We start from the raw sequence: 22262 nt of genomic DNA on the forward strand, positions 1-22262 counted from the left end.
AAGGCTATTGGCTGCTGCTGCCACTGTTATTGTTGGCCGCCTGCGCCGGGCGCCGTGGTTGGCTGTTCTGCCTGCCGCTGTTGTTCATGCTGCCGCAACCGAGTTACGCCTTCGATTTCGAAGACTTGTGGCTGCGTCCCGATCAGCAAGGCCTGCACTTGCTCAAACAAAAGCGCCCGGCCGAGGCCGCGCAGCATTTCGAAGACCCGCAGTGGCAAGGTGTGGCGCTCTATGAAGCCGGAGACTACAGTGGCGCCGCCCAGCGGTTTGCCCAAGGCAACGACGCCCACGCCCACTACAATCGGGGTAACGCCCTGGCCAAGAGCGGTGAGCTGGAAGCAGCGCTGGATGCTTACGATCAAGCGCTTGAACGTCAACCGGATCTGCGTCCGGCCCTGACCAACAAGGCGCTGGTGGAAAGCTTGCTCAAGCAGAAAACCTCAGCGCCGCCCGTCGAGCCGGACAAAACCGCCGATGGCAAAACCGAAACCATCACCCAGGAACCGCCGCCGGGCAGCGCCACCCAACCCAGCAATGGCGAGCCGAAAACCGACACCGAGCAAACCACGCCGGACGCCGGGCAGCCGCCCACGACGCCACCGCAACCGGGCGCCAATGAAGTCCCGGGCAGCGAGTTGGGCGATGAGCAAAGCACCACGCCACCGCGACGCCCGGCCAGCGACATGATCGAAGGCGAACAGCGCCAGGCGCTGGAGCAATGGCTGCGCAAGATCCCGGATGACCCCGGCGAACTGCTCAGACGCAAATTCTGGTACGAACAGCAACAACATCAGGATCAGGAAAAAACTCGATGACCCGCTTCACCGCCTTCTTGCTCGCATTGTTGCCCGCCCTGTTGCTCTGCACCGTTCAGGCCCAGGCTGCGGAGCTGGTCGCCAGCGTCGATCGCAGCCGCCTGAATTCCGGCGAGACGGTCGAACTGACCCTGGAAACCAGCGACGTGACCCAGTTCGGCAAACCCGACCTGTCCCCGCTGGAGCCGCTGTTCGAAGTGCGCGGCACCCGTCAGGTCAACCAACTGAACACCCTCAACGGCAACACTCAGGCGACCACGCGCTGGATCATCACCCTGCTGCCCCGGCAAAACGGCAGCGTGGTGATTCCATCGCTGCAACTGGGCGACGTCCAGAGCCAGCCGATTACCGTGCAGGTGATCGAGAGCGAAACCCAGGACAGCAGCAACACACTGGCGCCGGTGTTCATCGAGGCCAGCCTCGACCAGAACAGCGTCTATGTGCAGGCTCAGGCGATCCTGACCTTGCGCATCTACCATTCGGTGTCGCTGTATGACGACAGCAGCCTGACCCCGTTGCAGATTCCCGATGCGCGCATCGAACAGCTGGGCGAGTCGCGCACCTACGAAAAAGTGATCAACGGATTGCGCCATGGCGTGATCGAAATGCGTTACGCAATCTACCCGCAGCACAGCGGTGAATTGACCATTCCGGCGCAGATGTTCAGTGCCACGCCGGTCGATACCCGGCCGTCCCAGGACGCAACACCTCAAGGGCCGAAACCGGGCAAGCAGATGCGCGTCAAATCCGCCGAGATCCCGCTGACGGTCAAGGCCAAACCTGGCACGTATCCGGCTGATGTGCCCTGGTTGCCGGCCCGCAGCCTGAGCCTGAGCGAAAGCTGGAGCCCGGAACCGGATCATTTGCAGGTCGGCGACTCACTGACCCGCAGCTTGACCCTGAACGCCGAAGGCCTCGCCAGTTCGCAACTGCCACCGTTGCCCGCCACCGAGATCAACGGCCTGCGGCGCTACCCGGATCAACCTGTGCTGGGCAACCAGAGCAGCGAGCGCGGCTTGATCGGCAGTCGCGAGGACCGTGAAGCCCTGGTGCCGACCCGCACCGGCAACATTGACTTGCCGAGCGTTGAAGTGGTCTGGTGGAACACCTTCGAGGATCACCTGGAACACAGCAGCCTGCCGGCCCGCACGCTGCAAGTGGCGAGCAATCCGAGCCTGATCGTCGATACCCCGGCGGGCAGCCCGCAGGCCATCTCCGGCGCCAACAACGAGGCCCTCTGGTGGTGGAAGCTCAGCACCGTGATTCTGGCCTGCACCACCCTGCTGGGCTTCGGCCTGTGGTGGCGCGCCCGCTCGCAACCGGCGGTCCTGCGGGCGGCGCAGACCGGCCCGAGCCCACGCACCTTGCTCGACGACCTCAAACGCACCTGTCAGGCCAACGACTCCCATGCCACCCGCCAGGCCCTCGACGCCTGGGCCCGACAACAACCGGAAACCCTGGCCGACATGGCGGCGCGTTTTGTGCCGCTGTCCGATGCACTGGACGGCCTGAACGGCGCGCTGTACAGCGAAACCGGTCAGTACTGGCAGGGCGAGGATCTCTGGCGCGCGATTCGTGCAATCCCGACGGCCGAGGGGGTTCAGGATCTGGTTGGCGATACCGGGTTGCCGCCGCTTTATCCGAAATAGATCAAATCCCTGTAGGAGCGAGGCTTGCCCGCGAAGAACGATGACTCGATGCATCTGTCAGACCGCGTTATCGTTCTTCGCGGGCAAGCCTCGCTCCTACAGGGACCGTGTTCCTCTCAAAAGCTTCGACATCCCCCAAACCCGTGTTCCTTTGCACATTTGCCAGTAAACTCTCCCCTCTTTAGCCGCCACCCTTTTCCTCGCGGCCATCACCTTATTTTGTTGCGGAGTACGCCTTGCGTCTGTTTCACACCTCCGACTGGCACCTTGGGCAGAACCTGCATGGCCAGGAGCGCGATTTCGAGCACGCCTGTTTTCTTGACTGGCTGCTGCGTCAGCTGAAGCTGGATCAGCCCGATGTGCTGCTGATCGCCGGCGATATCTTTGACACGGTCAACCCGCCGGTCAAAGCCCAGGAACGCCTCTACGATTTCATCGTCAGCGCCCACGAGCAGCAGCCGTTGCTGACCATCGTGATGATCGCCGGCAACCACGACTCCGGTTCGCGAATCGAACTGCCCGCGCCGTTGATGCGGCGCTTGCGCACTCACGCCCTCGGTCGCGTGCTGTGGCTCGATGACGGTCAACTGGATGCCGAACGTCTGTTGCTGCCGTTGCCGGATGCCAGCGGCGAAATTGCCGCCTGGTGCCTGGCGCTGCCGTTCATGCGCCCCGCCGAAGTGACCGGCGCGCATTTGGGCGATAACTATTTGCGCGGCATCGGCCAGGTTCATGAATGGCTGATCGAAGCGGCCAACGCCAAGCGCAAGCCGGGCCAGGCGCTGATCGCCATCAGCCATGCGCACATGGCTGGCGGTTCGGTCTCGGAAGATTCCGAACGCAGTTTGATCATCGGCAACGCCGAAGCCCTGCCCGCCAGTCTGTTCGGGCCGAGCATCAGTTACGTCGCCCTCGGGCATTTGCACAAGCCGCAGAAGGTCAACGGTGAAGAGCGCATCCGCTACTGCGGCTCGCCGATTCCGTTGTCGTTCTCCGAGATCAATTACCAGCATCAGATCCTCGACATTCAGCTTGATGGCGAAACATTGGTCAGCGTCGAACCACGCCTGATTCCGCGTTCCGTCCACTTGCAACGCCTCGGCTCTGCGCCGTTGGCGGAAATCCTGTTGCAACTGGCCGACCTGCCCAACATCGACCTGCTCGCCGATATCCAGCGTCAGCCGTGGCTGGAAGTGCGGGTCCGTCTCGACGAACCGCAACCGGACCTGCGCCATCAAGTGGAAACCGCCCTGCAAGGCAAGGCCGTGCGGCTGGTGCGGATCGCTGCCGAGTACGCCGGCAATGGCAGCCGCGACGGCGTCGATGACGGCACAACCTTGATCGAACTCGATCAGCTTTCGCCCCAGGAGCTGTTCAGTCGCGCCTGGCAGGACAACTACGGCAGCGAGGTCGACGAGCAAACGCTCAAGGACTTCGCCGAGCTGCTGCAGGACGTGCAGATGGAGAGCGAACAGCCATGAAGATCCTCGCGATCCGCCTGAAAAACCTCGCCTCCCTGGCTGGGCCGTTTGAAATCGACTTCACCGCCGAACCCTTGGCCAGCGCCGGTCTGTTCGCAATCACCGGGCCCACCGGTGCGGGCAAAAGCACGCTGCTCGACGCCCTGTGCCTGGCGCTGTTTGGTGCCGTGCCGCGCCTGAACAACACGGGCCGCGATGCCAAGGTTCCGGACGCCGATGGTGAAATCGGCACCGGCGACCCACGCACCCTGCTGCGACGTGGCACCGGCGAAGGGTATGCAGAAGTGGATTTCGTCGGCATCGACGGCCGCCGCTATCGCGCTCGCTGGGAGGCCAATCGCGCTCGGGAAAAGGCCGGTGGCAAACTGCAAGCCAGTCGCCAGAGCCTGCGTGACATCGATCAGGATCAACTGCTGGCCAGCCAGAAAGGCGAATACAAAGCACAGCTCGAAGCCGCGCTGGGCCTGAACTTCGAACAGTTCACCCGCGCCGTCATGCTGGCTCAGAGCGAGTTCAGCGCCTTCCTCAAGGCTGACGACAACGACCGCAGCGAACTGCTGGAAAAGCTCACCGACACCGCGCTCTACACCCGCCTCGGTCGCCGCGCCTTTGACAAGACCAAGGAAGCTCGCGAAGCCCACAAGCTGTTGCAGGATCAGGCCACCGGGGTCACCCCGCTGTCACCTGAAGCCCGGGCCGAACTCGATGAGCGCTTCAACGACGCTCAGCAGCAACTCAAGACCCAGCAGGCGCAGCTCAAACAGTTGGAGTTGCAACACACCTGGCTCAAGGACCTGCGCCAGTTGCAAGACTCGCAACAGAGCGCCACCGAGCAACTGCAATCGGCCCAGCAACACTGGGAGAGCCTGGCCGGCGAACGCTTGAAGCTGACTCGCCTGGAGCAACTGGCGCCGCAACGGCATCAGTTCGCGCGCAAGACCGAACTCACCGCCCAGCTCACGCCGCTGGCGGCGCAGATTCAGCAGCACACGCAACAGCAAAGCGAGCTGAGCACGCGACAAACCCAACTCGAACAAAGCCTGAGCACCGCGCAAACGGCGCTGGCCCAAGCGCAAAGCCAACACGCCTCCAGCGCGCCACTGCTGCGTCAGGCCTTCGAAGAGCAAAGCACCCTCGCCCGCCTGGTCAAGGACGCCAGCCTCAGTGCCGACCTCAAGCAGCAGGCGGAACTGGCCTGCACTCAGGGCCAGGGCACGATTCAGGGTTTGCTCGACCAACAGAAACAGGTCGCCGAACGGTTGCAGCGGATTGCCGGGGAGCTTGAGCAGAGCACCCATCTGGCACCGTTGAGCGATGCCTGGAACGCCTACCGCGATCGTCTGCAACAACTGATGCTGATCGGTAATCGCCTGAACAAAGGCCAGGTCGAACTGGCCGCTCTGGAGCAAAGCGCCGCCCGCGCTGCCGAGGAACTGGCCACCCAGCGCCAGAGCCTTGAGGTGCTGTACAAAGAGGCCGGCGCCGAGCCTGAAGCAGTGGCCGAGCAAATTCAGATCCTCGGCAGTCTGCTACAGGACAACCGCAAGCAACTGCGGGCCTTTGAAGAACTGACACGACTGTGGGCCAGCCAGCAGGAACTGGACAAGCGCGGCGCCGAGCTTCAGCAGCGGCAACTCGCCGCTCAGCAAGACCGCGATCGTCTGACTCAGGACGGGGTGAAGACCAAGGCCGAACTGAGCGTCGCCGAACAGACCTTGACCGTCACCCGCGAACTGCTGGAGCGTCAGCGTCTGGCGCGCAGTGCCAGCGTCGAGGAACTGCGCGCGCAGTTGCAGGACGATCAGCCGTGCCCGGTTTGTGGCAGCCCGGACCATCCTTATCATCAGCCCGAAGCCTTGCTGCAAAGCCTCGGCCGGCATGATGAAAGCGAACAGGCCAACGCTCAGAAAGCGGTGGACCTGCTGAAGGAAAAACTCACCGATCTGCGCGCCGAAGTCGGCGGCTTGATTGCTCAGCAAAAGGAATTGCTGCAACAGCAAGAACAACTCGCGACTCAACAACAAGGCCTGACGCCGAGCCTGGAAGCGCACCCACTGTCCGCGCAACTGTTGGCCCAGGACGCAAGCAAACGCGATGCCTGGCTGACCCAACAAAGCAGCCAGTTGAACCAGAGCATCACGCAGGATGAACAGCGGCAAACCGCCCTGCTCACCCTGCAACAGGATGCCGCGCGCCTTGCGCAACAACTGCGCAGTGCTGAAACGGCGAGTCAGCAAGCCACACAACACCTGATCAACCAACAACGTGAATTGAGCAGCGATCGCCAACGCCTGGACGAAGAACTGAAGGCATTCAGCACCCTGCTCCCGGCCAACACGCTGGAGGCCTTGCGCAACGAACCCGCCGCGACCTTCATGCAGCTCGACCGGCAGATCGCCCAGCGCCTGCAACAACTCGACCAGCAGCGCGATGAACTCGGCGAACAGCAACAACGCCAGCAGGCGCTGGAGAAGGAACAGGACCGTCAGCAGACCCGCATCCAGCAACAGGAAGCTGCGCAGCAGCAGTTCACGACACTGGCCGGGCAGCAACAGGCTTGCCAGGAAAAACTGACGCAACTGCTGGGCGAACATGCCAGCGCCGAACAATGGCAGCAGCAACTGGATCAGGCCGTCGAGCAGGCGCGTACCGCCGAAGCGACGGCCAATCAGGAACTGCAAACCGTACGCACGCGCTTGGTGCAACTGGCCGCTGAACTCAAAGCGCAGCAGGAGCGTTCGCAGGCTCTGGAAACCGAAGATCGCGAGCTGAGCGCCAAGATCGCCGACTGGCGCGCGCAGCATCCAGAGCTCGACGATGGCGGACTGGAAGCGCTGCTGGGCGTCGACGACCAACAGGTCAGCGAACTGCGTCAACGATTGCAGCAGAGCGAAAAAGCCATCGAGCAAGCCAAAGTGCTGCTGCAGGAGCGGGATAAGCGCCTGCTCGATCATCAGGCGCAGCACATCGGCAATCTCGACCCCGAACAACTGGCCACGACGCTGGCAGAGCTGCAAAACCTGTTCGCCGCCAGCGAACATCGTTGCGCCGAATTGCGTGCGGAACAGGCCGAGGATCAGCGTCGACAGAACGCCAATCAGGCACTGGCGCAACAGATTGCCGACGCCTACACCGAGTATCAGCGCTGGGCGCGCTTGAATGCATTGATCGGTTCGGCCACCGGCGACACCTTCCGCAAGATCGCCCAGGCCTACAACCTCGACCTGCTGGTGCATCACGCCAACGTCCAGCTGCGGCAACTGGTGCGGCGCTATCGCCTGAAACGTGGCGGCAGCATGCTCGGGTTATTGGTGATGGACACCGAGATGGGCGATGAACTGCGCTCGGTGCATTCGCTGTCCGGCGGCGAGACGTTCCTGGTGTCACTGGCCCTGGCGCTCGGTTTGGCGTCGATGGCGTCAAGCACGCTGAAAATCGAATCGTTGTTTATCGACGAAGGCTTCGGCAGTCTCGACCCGGAATCCCTGCAACTGGCCATGGACGCCCTCGACGGTTTGCAAGCGCAGGGCCGCAAGGTGGCGGTGATTTCCCACGTGCAGGAAATGCATGAACGGATCCCGGTGCAAATCCAGGTTCACCGTCAAGGCAACGGCCTGAGTACGCTGGAGGTGAAATGAATACGCTGTATTCGTTCCGCCGCTGCCCCTACGCCATGCGCGCACGCATGGCGCTGCGCTATTCGGGCGTTGCGGTGAATATCGTCGAGGTCAGCCTCAAGGCCAAACCGGCCGAAATGCTCGCACTGTCGAGCAAAGGCACGGTGCCGGTGCTGAGTGTGGATGGGCGGGTGATCGATGAGAGCCTGGACATCATGCGCTGGGCACTGGCGCAGAACGATCCGCAGGACTGGTTGCTCAAGGATGATCCGCAAGCACAGCAACGTAGCGCCGCACTGATCGAAGACAACGATCAAGTGTTCAAGGTGCACCTGAATCGCTACAAGTACGCCGAGCGTTATCCCGAGCAGCCGATGGCGTTTTACCGGTCTGAGGGCGAGGTGTTTTTGCGCAAGCTGGATGAATTGCTGGAGGGGCGCGACTACTTGCTGGCCGGGCACCCGAGCCTGGCAGATGTCGCTGTGATGCCGTTCGTGCGGCAATTCGCCCACGTGGATCGCGAGTGGTTCGGGCAGACGCCTTATGTGCGATTGCAGGCCTGGTTACAGCGCTTCATCGAGTCAGACCTGTTCACATCAATAATGAAGAAATAACCAGGCCCCCTGTAGGAGCGAGGCTTGCCCGCGAAAGCGCTGTGTCAGTCAATATCTATGCTGAATGTTATGGCCCTTTCGCGGGCAAGCCTCGCTCCTACAGGGAGAGGGTGTTTCGACCATTCATGCCAACACCGAGCACATCCCCAACGCCGAGCAATCCACCTGGAACGGCCCGAAGAATTCGCCATTGGACTTGATCGGCGGATTACCCGCCAACAGCTCCAGAGCCCTGGCGGTCTGAATGTTGTGGGCGATGTTGTGGTTGCATTCGATGGCCCGTGCCACCGACCCTGCCGAGCCCTGCCCGATCCCAAGCAAAGAAGCGCCATTGGTCATGAACGCCAGGAAGGCGATGACCCAGAGTTTGCGTCCTTTCATGCCCCCACCACTCCCGCCACATCGGCGTGATCGACCATTACGCTTTGGGCGCGGTGTTCGAATTGAATGGCGGGATAAGCGACCTGAATCGGTGCTTGAAGGCTTTGTTGCGATTGAGCTGAAAGGCTGACGACCAACACCATGGCCACGTAAAGACCGATGGCCAGGTAGGCGCCGTATTTGGCAGAAGTGATGATTGCGCTGGCCATGGTGTTCTCCGTGGGCATGTTTCAGTGCCCACAGAATCGATCAAAAAACACAAGTTAACTAGCGACCTTTATGCATAGTCGCTATCAGTTTTATTGATCATGACCCCTGCGTTTTTCAGTCCTCGATAAAACTCATCAAGCGCTCGCGGGCCGCATCCGGCTCGTTTGGAACGGGCTGGGCAGCCGATAGAATCGGGGTGGAATAGAGAAACAGGAGAACCACTGCCAGACGCATCGCCATGCTGTCGATCCTTTTAGGGAAGGAGTCAAAAAATCAGCGTCAAATTTAAACTCATGGCCATGTGATATCAAGCACTACATTGATAGCAATATGATGCTGTCGTAAACGCGTTATGCAGGAGCGACATCACTTCGGGGCTTTTCGACGCCTATGGGCCGATCGGCAAGTGACTTCGCTCCTGCATAAAAGGTGCAGGGTTCAGATTTCAGTGCTGGGTTTTGTGATCCAGCGCGGCGTAGAAGTTGGCGCTCTGTTGCAGGTATTTCTGGGTATAGCTTTGGGCGTGGGATTTTTTGTCGCTGATTTCAACGTTGGCGCTGGCTGGCAGTGCAACAGTGGCAGAAATAGCGGAAGCGGCGATGACGGAGAAGAGATTGAAGTTCATGGCGGTATTCCTCGGGTTCAGTTGGCTTGCTTGCCCGGTGGGGCCGTGAAGCAAACTTAACTCCCGAGGGTCGGCGCCTTGAAATGCTTTGTAGCATTAGCCGATATCAGTCTCATTAATAGAAGGTTGCAGGCCCCATCAACCGGGGCCTGCGGTCTATTGACGCACCAGGAACTTGAGATCGCTCGGGGCATCCATCGGCAGTTTCTGCACGGTTTTACCCAACAGACCGGTCTTGGCGTCGCGCTCGACGACGACAATCTGGTTGCTCTTCTGGTTGGCAATCAACACGAACTTGCCACTCGGGTCGAGGCTGAACTCGCGCGGGTGATCGCCGTCCACGGAACGGCGCTGAAGCTCCTTGAGATGCCCGGTCGCCGGGTCAATGGCGAACACCAGCAACTGATTGGTGGTGCCACGGTTGCTGACGTAAAGGAACTTGTCGTCGGCCGAGGCGTGAAGCGCAGCCGCAGCCTTGCCCGACGTCGGCAGACCCGCCGCCAGATCGACCAACTGCGTTTGCTCAAGCTTGCCTTCGTGGTAATCGAACACCGCGACCTGCGCGCTCATTTCCATGGTCAGCCAGGCATGCTTGCCATCGGCACTGAACAGCAAGTGTCGCGGTCCGCTACCGGGTGGCAACTGGACCGAGGCGGGTTTGGCGGCGGTCAGCGGCAGTTCCGGATTGGCCTTGGGATCGAAGCGATAGACGAAAATCTTGTCCGCCCCCAAGTCGTTGGAAAACACGTATTGGCCATCCGGCGATGAAACCACCGAATGCACGTGCGCCGACTTCTGCCGTTCAGGATTGACCCGGCTGGACGGATGACTGCTCATCTGCACCACGGGTTTGAGTTTGCCATCGATGCCCACCGGTAACACTGCCAGGGTGCCACCCGGGTCTTCAGCCACCGAGTAGTTGCTGACAAACACGTGACTGGCATCGCCGCTGACGCTCGAGTGCGTCGGTTCGTTGCCCAGGGTTTGCACCTGGTTGATCAGGCTCAACTCATGGGTCTTGGGATCAATCGCATAACTGCTGACACGCCCGACCGGATCGGCCTGACCCGGGCCGTTTTCGTTGACCACGAACAGGCGCTGTTGATCCTTGGACACGGTCAGCCAGGACGGGTTGGCGCTCTTCACCACTTGCAGGGGTTTGGCCTCGATTTGCCCGGTGCGGCTGTCGAAGTTCAGACGATAAATCCCTTGGCTCTGGCCGGCGGTGTAAGAGCCCACCAGCAATTCGTAACTGTCGACCGGGGCCGCTTGCACGCCCATCGCGCCGACGCTGCTGGCCATCAACAGTGGCCAGAAGTTACGCATCCTCATTCGTTTCGTCCTCATCGTCACCACCGCCGAACGCTTCCATAGGCACCAGCCGGTGCTCGCCGGAATCACCGGTAATGATCCAGCTTTTCAAGTCGGGATCGAACGTCGCCGCCGCGATCTGGGCCATGCTGAACTCCCAGCGCTTGAGCGCCCGACCGTCCATGCATTCGATGTGCAGGTTATCGTCTTCATCGAGGGAGAAGTCGAAAGCGTGCAGCCCGTCGATTTCAAGCATGTCGCAGACTTCGAGGGCGCTAAGCAAGGTGTTGGTTACGGCAGTCATGGCAGTCAATCTTTGAATGGGAAAGTCGCAATGATAGCTCAAAGTGAAAGCGAACCTGTGGCGAGGGGGCTTGCCCCCGTTTGAGTGCGTAGCACTCACAAAATCTTTGGTGCATCAGAGATTTTGGGGCTGCTTCGCAGCCCAACGGGGCGATGCGGCGTTCCGACAAGCCCCCTCGCCACAAGCCCGCCCCCACAGGGATTCTGATCAGTCGTTAGAGCGCTTCGCGCGATGGCTTGCCGTCGACCAGGCGTTGAATGCGCAGCGGATTTCCATTCTTCAGCGCTTCCGGCAGCAAGCTGTCGGGGTAGTTCTGGAAACACACCGGGCGCAGGAAACGGTCGATGGCCAGGGTGCCCACCGACGTGCCGCGCGCATCGGATGTCGCCGGATACGGTCCGCCATGAACCATCGAGTCACAGACTTCCACGCCGGTCGGATAGCCGTTGAGCAGGATCCGCCCGACCTTCTGTTCCAGCAACGCCGTCAACTCACCGAATTGTTCGAAGTCCGCTGGCTCACCAATAAGGGTCGCCGTCAGTTGCCCATGCAATCCGTTCAACGCGGCACTGAGTTGCGCCTGATCCGCCACTTCGACGAACACCGTGGTCGGGCCGAACACTTCCTCTTGCAGCACTTCATCGCCATCGAGCAACAGGCTGACATCGGCCTTGAACAGTTGCGGCTGCGCCTGATTGCCTTGTTGCGGGCTGCCGGCCAAGTGCTCGATTTTCGGATGCGCGAGAAGCTTCTGCAGGCCTTTGCCATAGCTGCTCAACGTACCGGCATTGAGCATGGTTTGCGCCGGTTGATCGCCAATCAGTCCTGCCACTTGCTGCACGAACCCACTGAACTGCGGCGAACGAATGCCGATCACCAACCCCGGATTGGTACAGAACTGACCACAACCCTGCACCACCGACGCCGTGAGGTCACGGGCGACGCTTTCAGCACGAGCTTCCAGCGCTTGCGGCAGCACGATCACCGGGTTGATGCTCGACATTTCAGCGAACACCGGAATCGGCTGTGTACGTGCCGCAGCCATGTCGCACAGCGCACGACCACCTTTCAGTGAACCGGTAAAACCGACCGCCTGAATCGACGGTTGCTTGACCAGCGCTTCCCCCACCCCAGCACCGTAGATCATGTTGAACACACCGGCCGGCATGGCGGTTTTCTCGGCGGCGCGGATCACGGCGTCGGCCACCCATTCAGCGGTTGCCATGTGGCCACTGTGGGCCTTGAACACCACCGGGCAACCGGCGGCCAATGCCGAAGCGGTGTCGCCGCCAGCCGTGGAAAAGGCCAGCGGAAAGTTACTCGCGCCAAACACGGCGACCGGCCCTAGGCCGATGCGGTACTGACGCAGATCCGGACGCGGCAATGGCGTACGTTCAGGCAGTGCGCGATCAATCCGCGCCCCATAGAAATCACCACGCCGCAACACCTTGGCGAACAGCCGCATCTGGCCGCTGGTGCGCCCACGCTCACCCTGAATACGGCCGGCCGGCAACGCGGTTTCGCGGCAGACCACAGCGACAAAGTCATCGCCCAACGCGTCCAGTTCATCGGCAATCGCATCAAGGAATTGCGCACGTCGTTCGGCGCTCAGGCTGCGATAGGCCGGGTAAGCAGCGGCGGCGGCCTTCGCCGCGGCGTCGACTTCTTCAGGGGTGGCTTGATAGAAATCATGGGGCAAGGCCTCGCCAGTGCTGGCATCGACGCTCTGCAGTTTGACCGTGCCAGCAGCGCTGCGCTGACCGCCAATGTAGTTGTGACCAAGAATCCGGGTCATGGGTGTCTCCTTAAAGTGTGCCGACGGTGCCGGGTTCGAACGCTGCTTCAACGGGCTCAATGCCGTTGATCAAGGGTGCGCCGAACTCGGCCTGACTGATCTCGAACACGTCACCCGGTTGGGTGCGAATGCCATCGGCGAAAGACAGGGTCGCGGTGCCGAAGAAGTGAATGTGCACGTCGCCGGGGCGCAAGAACTGGCTGTATTTGAAATGGTGATACTCGAGGTTTTCCAGGCTGTGGCACATGTTCGCTTCGCCACTGAGGAACTCGTTCTGCCACAGCACCTCGCCGTCACGCAGGATGCGGCTGGTGCCGGCCAGATGCTGAGGTAATTCACCGACCCTAAGCTCCGGGCCATAGCTGCAACTGCGCAGTTTCGAGTGGGCCAGGTAGAGGTAATTCTTGCGCTCCATCACGTGATCGGAGAACTCGTTGCCCACGGCAAAACCGAGGCGATAGGGTTTGCCGTCGTGGCCGATCACATAGAGGCCGCTGAGTTCGGGTTCCTCCCCGGCATCTTCGGCAAACGGCGGCAGCGGGAACGGTTGGCCCGGTCGCACAACGATGCTGCCGTCGCCCTTGTAGAACCACTCCGGTTGCACGCCGGCCTGGCCAGTCGCGGGTTTACCGCCCTCCACGCCCCATTTGAAGATGCGCATGGTGTCGGTCATGGCGGTTTCGTCGCCGACCTGCTGATGCATTTTGTCCCGGGCCGAAGCGCTGCCCAGATGGGTCAGGCCAGTGCCGCTGACCAGCATGTGCGCCGGGTCCGGGTGATCCAGCGGCGGCAGGATTTGCAGATTGGCCAGTAGCGTTGAATAGTCATGGCTGATGCCCAACCCCAGGGTTTGAACCTGTTGCTCAAGATTGACCCCCGCCTCGATCGCCGCCAGCGCCAGATCCCGCACCGAGCGCGCACCCTGCACTTCGCGCACCTGGCCGTCCTCGACCACGCCGACACGGCGTTCACCGTGACTCAATTCGAACTGAACTAAACGCATGATTTTCTCCTTTAAACAAACTCGAAAACGCCACAAAACCAATGTGGGAGCGAGCCTGCTCGCGATGACGGCCTGATATTCAACATTGATGTCGGACTGAATGACCTCATCGCGAGCAGGCTCGCTCCCACAGTTGATTGGTGTTAATCCTCAGATTCAGGTGCGGGTAGCGCCCCGGGCGCTGGCGGCGAACTGCTCGGCCGGCAGCACATGCTTACGCTCCAGCAGCCGATAAACCACACCCGTCAGAACCAGGCCGAACACCATCACGCAGGACAGGAAGTACAACCCTGACGCCAGGTTGCCGGTGTATTCCTTCAGCGCACCGATCACGAACGGGCCAATGTAGCCGCCGAGGTTGCCCACCGAGTTGATCAACGCGATCCCCGCCGCCGCACTGGCGCCGGCGAAGAAGCGACCCGGCAAAGTCCAGAACACCGCGGTGCAGGAAAACAGCGCAAACGCCACCAGGCACAACGCCGCCAATTGCAGCACCGGCACTGTCAGCCAGGCACTGAGGAACAGGCCGATGGCGCCCAACACATACAGCACCGCCAAATGACCGTAGCGATCATTCAAGCGATCGGAACTGCGCGGGATGATCAGCAAACCGATGATCCCGAAGATGTACGGCACTGATGACACGAACCCGGTCACCAGGTCAGTGCCACCGAACTGCTTGATCAACGTCGGCAACCACAAACCGAGACCGTAGATGCTCAGGGTCACCGGCAGATAGAACAGCGCCAGCAGCAACACGCGCTTGTCCTTCAGTGCATGCAGCGGATTGCCATGACGGGTCTGGCCGTACACCTCCAGGTCCTTTTTCAGCTCGCCGGTCAGCCAGTCTTTCTCAGACTGGTCCATCCATTTCACCTGTTGCGGGCCGTCCGGCAGGTAACGCAGCACCGGCCAGGTCAGCAGGATCGCGGGTGTACCGATGACGATGAACAGCCACTGCCAACCGTGCAGCCCAAGAATCCCGTCCATGCCCAGCAAGCCGCCGGACACCGGGCCGGTGATCATCATCGCGATGGGTTGGGAAAGGATGAACAACCCGAGGATCTTGCCGCGATGGCGGATCGGGAACCATTGGGTGATGTAGTACAGAACGCCCGGGAAGAACCCGGCTTCGGCCGCGCCGAGCAGAAAGCGCATCACATAGAAGCTGTTCGGTCCCTGGACGAACGCCATGCCGATGGTGATGGCACCCCAGGTGACCATGATCCGCGCAAACCAGCGCCTTGCGCCGAAGCGGTCGAGCATCAGGTTGCTGGGGATTTCCAACAGGAAATAGCCAATGAAGAACAGCCCGGCGCCAAGGCCGTAAGCCGCGTCACCCAAGCCAATGTCGGCCCCCATGTGCAGCTTGGCGAAACCGACCGCGGAGCGATCCACATAGGCGATCAGGTACAGCAGGATCAGGAAGGGAATCAGTTTCAGCGTGATGCGACGAATAAGCCGCAGTTCCTGGCTCATGAGTTCGGTCTCCGATTGTTGTTGTTATAGAACCTCGGGGGCCGCCTCTCGCAGAAAATCGCCAGGGCCATCCCTCCGTCGAAACCGACTATATAGTAATACTATTTAACCAACAACACTTCCAAACAGCCGAAATTGCGCTTATGTTACGCCGTAGCTCGAACAATATAGTCATACAATAAGAGAACCGATCATGTCTGATAAGAAACCCACCCTGCGCTCCGCCCAATGGTTTGGCACCGCCGACAAGAACGGCTTCATGTACCGCAGCTGGATGAAGAATCAGGGCATCGCCGATCATCAGTTCCACGGCAAGCCGATCATCGGCATCTGCAACACTTGGTCGGAACTGACCCCGTGCAACGCGCATTTCCGCCAGATTGCCGAGCACGTCAAGCGCGGGGTGATCGAAGCCGGTGGCTTTCCAGTGGAATTCCCGGTGTTCTCCAACGGCGAATCGAACCTGCGCCCCACCGCCATGCTCACCCGCAACCTGGCGAGCATGGACGTCGAGGAAGCGATTCGCGGTAACCCGATCGATGGCGTGGTGTTGCTCACCGGCTGTGACAAAACCACCCCGGCGCTGCTGATGGGTGCGGCCAGTTGCGACGTGCCGGCGATCGTCGTGACTGGCGGGCCGATGCTCAACGGCAAGCACAAGGGCCAGGACATCGGCTCGGGCACGGTGGTCTGGCAGCTCAGCGAACAGGTCAAGGCTGGCACCATCACCATTGATGATTTCCTCGCGGCCGAGGGCGGCATGTCACGCTCGGCCGGCACCTGCAACACCATGGGCACGGCCTCGACCATGGCCTGCATGGCCGAAGCACTCGGCACTTCCCTGCCCCACAACGCGGCGATTCCGGCTGTCGATGCACGCCGTTATGTGCTGGCGCACATGTCGGGCATGCGTGCGGTGGAGATGGTGCGAGAAGACTTGAAACTGTCGAAGATCCTCACCAAGGAAGCCTTCGAAAACGCCATCCGGGTGAACGCCGCCATCGGCGGTTCGACCAATGCGGTGATCCACTTGAAGGCCATCGCCGGGCGCATCGGCGTCGACCTCGACCTGGATGACTGGACCCGCATCGGTCGCGGCATGCCGACCATCGTCGACCTGCAACCCTCCGGGCGCTTCCTGATGGAAGAGTTCTACTACGCAGGCGGCTTGCCCGCAGTGCTGCGCCGCCTCGGCGAAGCCAACCTGATCCCTAACCCGAACGCCCTTACCGTGAACGGTAAAACCATCGGCGAAAACACCAAAGACGCGCCGATTTACGGCCAGGACGAAGTGATCCGCACCCTCGACAACCCGATCCGCGCCGACGGCGGGATCTGTGTGTTGCGCGGCAACCTGGCACCACTCGGCGCAGTGCTCAAACCCTCCGCCGCGAGTGCCGAATTGATGCAGCACCGTGGCCGTGCGGTGGTGTTCGAGAACTTCGACATGTACAAGGCGCGGATCAACGATCCTGAACTGGATGTTGATGCCAATTCGATTCTGGTGATGAAAAACTGTGGGCCGAAGGGTTATCCGGGCATGGCCGAAGTCGGCAACATGGGGTTGCCGGCCAAGCTGCTGGCCCAGGGTGTGACCGACATGGTGCGGATTTCCGACGCACGCATGAGCGGCACGGCGTATGGCACTGTTGTTCTGCACGTTGCTCCGGAAGCGGCGGCTGGTGGGCCATTGGCGACAGTGAAGGAAGGTGACTGGATCGAGCTTGATTGCGCCAACGGACGTTTGCACCTGGACATTCCGGATGCAGAACTGGCAGCGCGCATGGCGGATCTGCAACCACCGCAACAGTTAATCGTGGGCGGTTATCGTCAGCTGTACATCGACCATGTGCTGCAGGCGGATCAGGGTTGCGACTTTGACTTCCTGGTCGGTTGCCGTGGGGCCGAGGTGCCGCGTCACTCTCACTGACACCACCCATCCCCTGTGGGAGCGAGCCTGCTCGCGATAACGGACAGACAGCCAACTTAAATGTTGAATGTTCAACCGCTATCGCGAGCAGGCTCGCTCCCACAATGGTTCTGCGCCTGCATCAGAATCTTGGGCTAGCGACCATCACTCGCCGCGCCTGCTATCATGCGCAGCACCCCATCGCACAGGATCGCGCCGTTCCCCATGGATTACCGCAAACCCTCCGACCGCAAAAGCATGCACTCGCGCATCGTCCAGGAATTGGGCATGCAGATCGTCTCGGGACGGTTCAAACCTGACGACAAACTGCCCGCCGAAGCCCTGCTGTGCGAGGAATACGCGGTCAGCCGACCGGTGCTGCGCGAAGCCACTCGCGTATTGGTCGCCAAGGGTTTGGTGTATTCCCGTCCGCGGGTCGGCACGGTGGTCAAGCAGCGCAAGGAATGGCACATGCTCGACCCGGACGTGCTGCACTGGCTGATGCAAAGCAGTCCGCAAAACGAATTCTTCGATCTGCTGACCAGCGTGCGCAGCATCATCGAGCCGGCCGCCGCCGCATTGGCCGCGCAGTTCGCCACGGATGAAGACATCGCCTCCATCGGTGAAGCCTACCAACGCATGGAAGCTGCACCGACCCCGGAAGCGTTGTTGCAACCGGATCTGGATTTCCACAGCCGCATCGCCGACGCGACCCACAATGACTTGCTGGCGAACCTGTGCAATATGTTGTCGGTGGCGATTGCCGAAGCGTTGAAGCACTCCAACCAACGGCCGAATCTGCATGAATTGGCGATGCCACGGCACAAGGCGATCCTGACCGCCATCGAGAATCGCGATGCGCTGGGCGCGCGGCATGCGACGCTGGTGCAGCTGGATGATGCGCGTAGTGCGCTGAATGTAGTGCTCGGCACCGATCCCTCATAACCGCCACAATTCAACTGTTGTAGTAATTCCTTGTGGGAGCGAGCCTGCTCGCGATGCGGTTTAATATTCGACGTTTAAGTGGCTGACACTCCGCTATCGCGAGCAGGCTCGCTCCCACAGGGGATTTGTGTCGAATTTGAGAAATAAAAAAGCCGCAACCAAGGTTGCGGCTTTTCTGTTTCTGCCAGGGATCAGTGAGCGAACAGCGAGTTGCCCTTCTGCCCTGCCAGTTTCTCCGGTTTGATCAGGAACCGCGCCAGCGCTGGCAGCAGCCACAACGCGCCGAACATGTTCCAGAGCAGCATGAAGGTCAGCATCAGGCCCATGTCGGCCTGGAACTTGATCGCCGAGAAGATCCAGGTGCACACGCCGATCGCCAGGCACAGACCGGTGAACAGCACGGCTTTACCGGTGGACTTCAGCGTCTGGTAGTACGCCTCTTGCAACGGCAGACCGGCACGCAGGAAGCTTTCCAGACGGCTGTAGATGTAGATCCCGTAGTCCACGCCAATCCCCACCCCGAGCGCCACCACCGGCAAGGTCGCGACTTTCACGCCAATGCCCATGAACGCCATCAGCGCGTTGCCGAGAACCGAGGTCAGCACCAGTGGCAGCACGATGCACAAGGTCGCCGCCCAGGAACGGAAGGTGATCATGCACATGGTCGCGACGCAGATGTACACCAGCACCAGAATCGTCAGTTCAGAGCGTTTGATCACCTCATTGGTGGCCGCCTCGATCCCGGCATTACCGGCGGCGAGGATGAATTCCAGGCCTTCCTTGTTGTTGTCCTTGGCGAAGTCCTGCACCGCATGCACCGCGCGGTCCAGGGTTTCGGCCTTGTGGTCGTTGAGGAACACCAGCACCGGCGCCAGGGAGCAATTGTTGTTGTACAGGCCATCGGCACGGGCGATGGAGTTGTTCAGCACGTCCGGGTTGCGCGACAGGGTTTCCCATTTCAGGTTGCCCTCGTTCATGCCCTTGATCATCTGCTTGGACACGGTCACCAGCGAGATCGCCGACTGCACGCCCTCGGTGTTCTGCATTTTCCACATCAGCTCGTCGATCGGCGCCATGGCCTCATAACGTGAGCAACCTTCGGACTTGGTCTTGACCATCACCACCAATACGTCGGAACTGGTGGAGTAGTTGTTGATGATGAAGCTGTTGTCCTTGTTGTAACGCGAGTCCGGACGCAGTTCCGGCGCGCCCTGGTCGAGGTCGCCGATCTTCAGGTTCTGGCTGTACCAGAGGCCACCACCGAAAGCGATCAGCGCCAGGGCAATGGAAATCGGGGCGACTTTGGGGCTGGCAAAGTTCGACAGCAGGCGCCAGAACGGGTGTTCGCGGTGCGCGTCTTTCTTGCTGCGCTCGACGGCGCGCTTGCTGATACCCACGTAGGAAATCGCTACCGGCAGCAGGATCAGGTTGGTGAACACGATCACCGCCACGCCGATGGACGCGCCGATGGCCAGCTCACGAATCACGCCAATGTCGATGATCAACAGCGTGATGAAGCCCACCGCATCCGCGAGGATCGCGATCATCCCCGGCAGAAACAGCTGACGGAATGTACGGCGTGCGGCTGTCAGCGCGTTCTCCGCCTCGCTGGACTGCAAGGCAATACCGTTGATTTTCTGCACGCCATGGGAAATCCCGATGGCGAAGATCAGAAACGGCACCAGCATCGAGTAAGGATCAAGCCCGAAGCCGAAGAAGTGCATCAAGCCAAGCTGCCAGACCACCGCCACCAGCGTCGTGCTCAATACCGCCACGGTGCTGCGCATGCAGTTGGTGAACCAGTACAGCAGGATCAGGGTAATGACGAAGGCGACGCCAAAGAACATCACCACCATGACCAGCCCATCGATCAGGTCGCCGACTTTCTTGGCGAACCCGACAATGTGGATCTTCACGTTGGGGTTTTGGGCTTCGAACTTGTTGCGGATCTTGTCTTCGAGTTCGTGAGAGAACTTGCGGTAGTCCAGCGCCAGCAACTTGCCCTGATCCTGCGGGTCCGGGTAGGACTCCAGCAGCGGGATGTCGACGATGCTCGACTTGAAGTCGTTGGCCACCAGCCGCCCGACTTGCCCGGACTTGAGCACGTTGTTGCGCAGCAGGTCGAGGCTTTGCTGGGAGCCGTTATAGCTCTGGGGAATCACTTCACCACCGGCGAAGCCCTCCTCCGTCACCTCGGTCCAGCGCACGCTCGGGCTCCACAACGACTTGAGGCCGGAACGGTCTACGCCGGAGATGTAGAACACCTCGTCGTTGATCTGACGCAGGGTCTCCATGTATTCCTTGGAGAAGATGTCGCCGTCGGTGGCTTCCACGGAAATCCGCACCGTGTTGCCCAGGTTCGCCAGATCGTTGCGGTGCTCCATCATTTTTTCAATGAACGGATGCTCGAGCGGGATCATTTTTTCGAAACTGGTGGACGGCCGGATCAGCGTCGCCTGCCAGAACAGGAAAACACTGACCAGCAGGCAGATGACGATGACTGCCGGGCGGTTGTTGAAGATCAGGCGTTCAAGAAACGTCGCCTTGTCCTGATGAGGAGTGCTTAAGGATGTCATAGACCCGCCTTCTTATTATTTGCCCGGCTCATTTGGACGACCCGTTTTTTCCATTCTCTGCGCCGGTGGGCGAAGTGACGCGAACGCCACCCTGTCCTGCCAGAACCAGATTGCCGTTGCCCGCCGCAGTCACCGCCGAGACGGAGATACGATCCGGGCGATTGAACACACTGAAGGTTTCGCCGTCGTCGCTGCTGCGAACAATGCTGCCGCCGTTGCCGACGATCACGATGGAACCGTCATCGAGCAGCGTGGCGCCAGAAAGGCCGAACTCCAGTGCACCGCGCGCAGCCTTGAGCTCGACCTGCTCCCAGGTGCTGCCGAAATCCGTGGAACGGTACAGATTGCCGCGCAACCCGTAGGCCAGCAGCGTGGCCGGTTGCGCAGTGCCGATCACACCGAACAGCGAGCCTTCATAGGGGCCCTCAAGCTTTTCCCAGGTCTGCCCATCATCGGCGGAGCGGAACATGCTGCCCTGTTCACCGACGATGAAAATGCCGGAATCCTTGACCGCGGCAATGGCGTTGAGGTGGAACTGGTCTTCATTGTCCAGGCGATCGCTGACGTTTTCCCAGTTTTTACCGCCGTCGGTGGTTTCCAGCAAGGCACCGTAAGCGCCCACGGCAAAGCCGCTGTTAACGTCCTTGAACCAGACGTCGAGCAGCGGCGATTCGCGTGTCAGGTCTTCGAATTGTTTGGCCCAGGTGATGCCGCCGTCTTCGCTGGCGAGGATCTGCGCGTCATGGCCAACGGCCCAACCGTGTTTGTCATCGACAAAAAACACCGCCGTCAGCAGTTGCCGGGTCGGCACCTTGGCCTGGGTCCAGGTCACGCCCTGGTCATCGGAATACAGAATGTGCCCGCGGTCGCCGACAGCCACCAGGCGTTTGCCGGCGTGTACGACATCGAGCATCAGGCCTTTGCTGGCCTTGGCGGATTCAACGGAATAAACCACATCGGTGGCCGACGCGGCAGCGGCCAGCACAGGCGCCGACAGCACGGTACAGCCCAACAGCGAGAGCGCTGTAGCCAGCAACGCGAACCTGCGTAACGCCGGCGGGCGGCAAATACTCACACCCATGACAGGCTCACTCATAGACCTTCCCCCACATTATTATTGTTAGGTCGTTCAACCCTTCAGGGCGCCGTAAGGGATGCGCATCGGGATTGACCTATTCAGGAGCATAGTCCTGAAACCCGCAATCCAGAGCCCCTTCGGAAGCTGGGCTTATCCTATCGGGGTTTGGAAAGGTCTGACAATCGACGCCACGTTATGTTTTGTTAACCTGAGGGGTATGGGGTGGGGGTGAATGATTGGGTATCAGGTGGGGTGATTGGGGGTTTGGGGTTTGGGTGTACATATCCGTTTCTGCGGTAGTGCCGGCTGACGGTTATTGCTCTTTGTAGGAGCGAGGCTTGCCCGCGAAGGCGGCCTGATAGCCAATTGGGGTCTTTGATCGTGTACATATCCATTTCTGCGGTCACGGCCGCTGGCGGTTTCGCTTTTACAGCGAGTCACTTTCGAAAAGCCTGCGCGGCCCGGCGGAA

18 protein-coding genes are annotated in these 22262 nt (G+C 60.6%); 7 read left to right on the forward strand and 11 right to left on the reverse strand.

Annotation, left to right across the window (positions count from 1 at the left end; genetic code table 11):
- From PMI30_RS10885 to PMI30_RS10865, 5 genes are all read left to right on the forward strand, one after another.
- On the forward strand, positions 1–815 hold an 815-nt coding region (locus PMI30_RS10885; protein ID WP_008011308.1), incomplete at its 5' end, for a tetratricopeptide repeat protein.
- A complete protein-coding gene (locus tag PMI30_RS10880) occupies positions 812–2464 on the forward strand; it encodes a BatD family protein (protein ID WP_008011310.1) in 1653 nt (550 codons plus the stop codon). The genes PMI30_RS10885 and PMI30_RS10880, both read left to right, overlap by 4 nt.
- Positions 2465–2700: 236 nt before the next feature.
- Complete coding sequence (locus tag PMI30_RS10875) at positions 2701–3945, forward strand: exonuclease SbcCD subunit D C-terminal domain-containing protein (RefSeq protein ID WP_008011312.1); 1245 nt, start codon at positions 2701–2703, stop codon at positions 3943–3945.
- Entirely contained in the window at positions 3942–7583 is a 3642-nt protein-coding gene (locus tag PMI30_RS10870; protein ID WP_008011314.1) for an SbcC/MukB-like Walker B domain-containing protein, read from the forward strand. The genes PMI30_RS10875 and PMI30_RS10870 overlap by 4 nt, the downstream gene beginning before the upstream one ends.
- On the forward strand, positions 7580–8176 hold the full coding sequence (locus PMI30_RS10865; protein WP_008011316.1) for a glutathione S-transferase: 597 nt from the start codon (positions 7580–7582) through the stop codon (positions 8174–8176). The genes PMI30_RS10870 and PMI30_RS10865 overlap by 4 nt, the downstream gene beginning before the upstream one ends.
- A gap of 123 nt (positions 8177–8299) precedes the next feature.
- Here PMI30_RS10865 and PMI30_RS10860 read toward each other — a convergent pair whose 3' ends face one another.
- The 9 genes from PMI30_RS10860 to PMI30_RS10825 all read right to left on the reverse strand — a co-directional run bounded on the left by PMI30_RS10860 (position 8300) and on the right by PMI30_RS10825 (position 15284).
- A complete protein-coding gene (locus PMI30_RS10860; RefSeq protein ID WP_008011318.1) occupies positions 8300–8557 on the reverse strand; it encodes a hypothetical protein in 258 nt (85 codons plus the stop codon).
- A complete protein-coding gene (locus tag PMI30_RS10855; protein ID WP_008011320.1) occupies positions 8554–8766 on the reverse strand; it encodes a hypothetical protein in 213 nt (70 codons plus the stop codon). The genes PMI30_RS10860 and PMI30_RS10855 overlap by 4 nt, the downstream gene beginning before the upstream one ends.
- Before the next feature lie 115 nt (positions 8767–8881).
- Positions 8882–9007, reverse strand: coding sequence for a hypothetical protein (locus PMI30_RS31910; protein WP_007901166.1), 126 nt, complete (start codon positions 9005–9007; stop codon positions 8882–8884).
- A 205-nt stretch (positions 9008–9212) separates the two neighbouring features.
- Positions 9213–9392 (reverse strand): hypothetical protein, encoded by a 180-nt coding sequence (locus PMI30_RS10850; protein WP_007901164.1) that lies wholly within the window; start codon positions 9390–9392, stop codon positions 9213–9215.
- Between the two features lie 156 nt (positions 9393–9548).
- On the reverse strand, positions 9549–10724 hold the full coding sequence (locus PMI30_RS10845) for a lactonase family protein (RefSeq protein WP_008011322.1): 1176 nt from the start codon (positions 10722–10724) through the stop codon (positions 9549–9551).
- Positions 10711–11007: a DUF5629 family protein gene (locus tag PMI30_RS10840; RefSeq protein ID WP_008011324.1), complete on the reverse strand. Its 297-nt coding sequence runs from the start codon at positions 11005–11007 to the stop codon at positions 10711–10713. The genes PMI30_RS10845 and PMI30_RS10840 overlap by 14 nt, the downstream gene beginning before the upstream one ends.
- Before the next feature lie 214 nt (positions 11008–11221).
- On the reverse strand, positions 11222–12802 hold the full coding sequence (locus PMI30_RS10835; protein ID WP_008011327.1) for an aldehyde dehydrogenase (NADP(+)): 1581 nt from the start codon (positions 12800–12802) through the stop codon (positions 11222–11224).
- A 10-nt stretch (positions 12803–12812) separates the two neighbouring features.
- The gene (araD1, locus tag PMI30_RS10830) at positions 12813–13805 is read right to left on the reverse strand and encodes an AraD1 family protein (RefSeq protein ID WP_008011329.1); all 993 of its coding nucleotides are present in this window, start codon (positions 13803–13805) and stop codon (positions 12813–12815) included.
- A 156-nt stretch (positions 13806–13961) separates the two neighbouring features.
- A complete protein-coding gene (locus PMI30_RS10825) occupies positions 13962–15284 on the reverse strand; it encodes an MFS transporter (RefSeq protein WP_008011331.1) in 1323 nt (440 codons plus the stop codon).
- Between the two features lie 193 nt (positions 15285–15477).
- Here PMI30_RS10825 and PMI30_RS10820 point away from each other — a divergent pair, with 193 nt between their 5' ends.
- Together PMI30_RS10820 and PMI30_RS10815 are read left to right on the forward strand one after the other, a co-directional pair.
- Positions 15478–17214, forward strand: a complete 1737-nt coding sequence (locus tag PMI30_RS10820) for an IlvD/Edd family dehydratase (RefSeq protein ID WP_008011333.1) — start codon at positions 15478–15480, stop codon at positions 17212–17214.
- A gap of 204 nt (positions 17215–17418) precedes the next feature.
- Entirely contained in the window at positions 17419–18138 is a 720-nt protein-coding gene (locus PMI30_RS10815; protein WP_032835696.1) for a FadR/GntR family transcriptional regulator, read from the forward strand.
- A 191-nt stretch (positions 18139–18329) separates the two neighbouring features.
- Here the strand turns inward: PMI30_RS10815 and PMI30_RS10810 are convergent, their stop codons facing one another.
- Both PMI30_RS10810 and PMI30_RS10805 read right to left on the reverse strand, forming a co-directional pair.
- Positions 18330–20714 (reverse strand): efflux RND transporter permease subunit, encoded by a 2385-nt coding sequence (locus tag PMI30_RS10810; protein WP_008011335.1) that lies wholly within the window; start codon positions 20712–20714, stop codon positions 18330–18332.
- Positions 20715–20742: 28 nt separating this feature from the next.
- Positions 20743–21810, reverse strand: coding sequence for a WD40/YVTN/BNR-like repeat-containing protein (locus PMI30_RS10805; protein ID WP_008011338.1), 1068 nt, complete (start codon positions 21808–21810; stop codon positions 20743–20745).
- Positions 21811–22262: the final 452 nt, after the last annotated feature.

The sequence above is a fragment of the Pseudomonas sp. GM50 genome (assembly GCF_000282375.1).
Lineage (GTDB): Bacteria > Pseudomonadota > Gammaproteobacteria > Pseudomonadales > Pseudomonadaceae > Aquipseudomonas.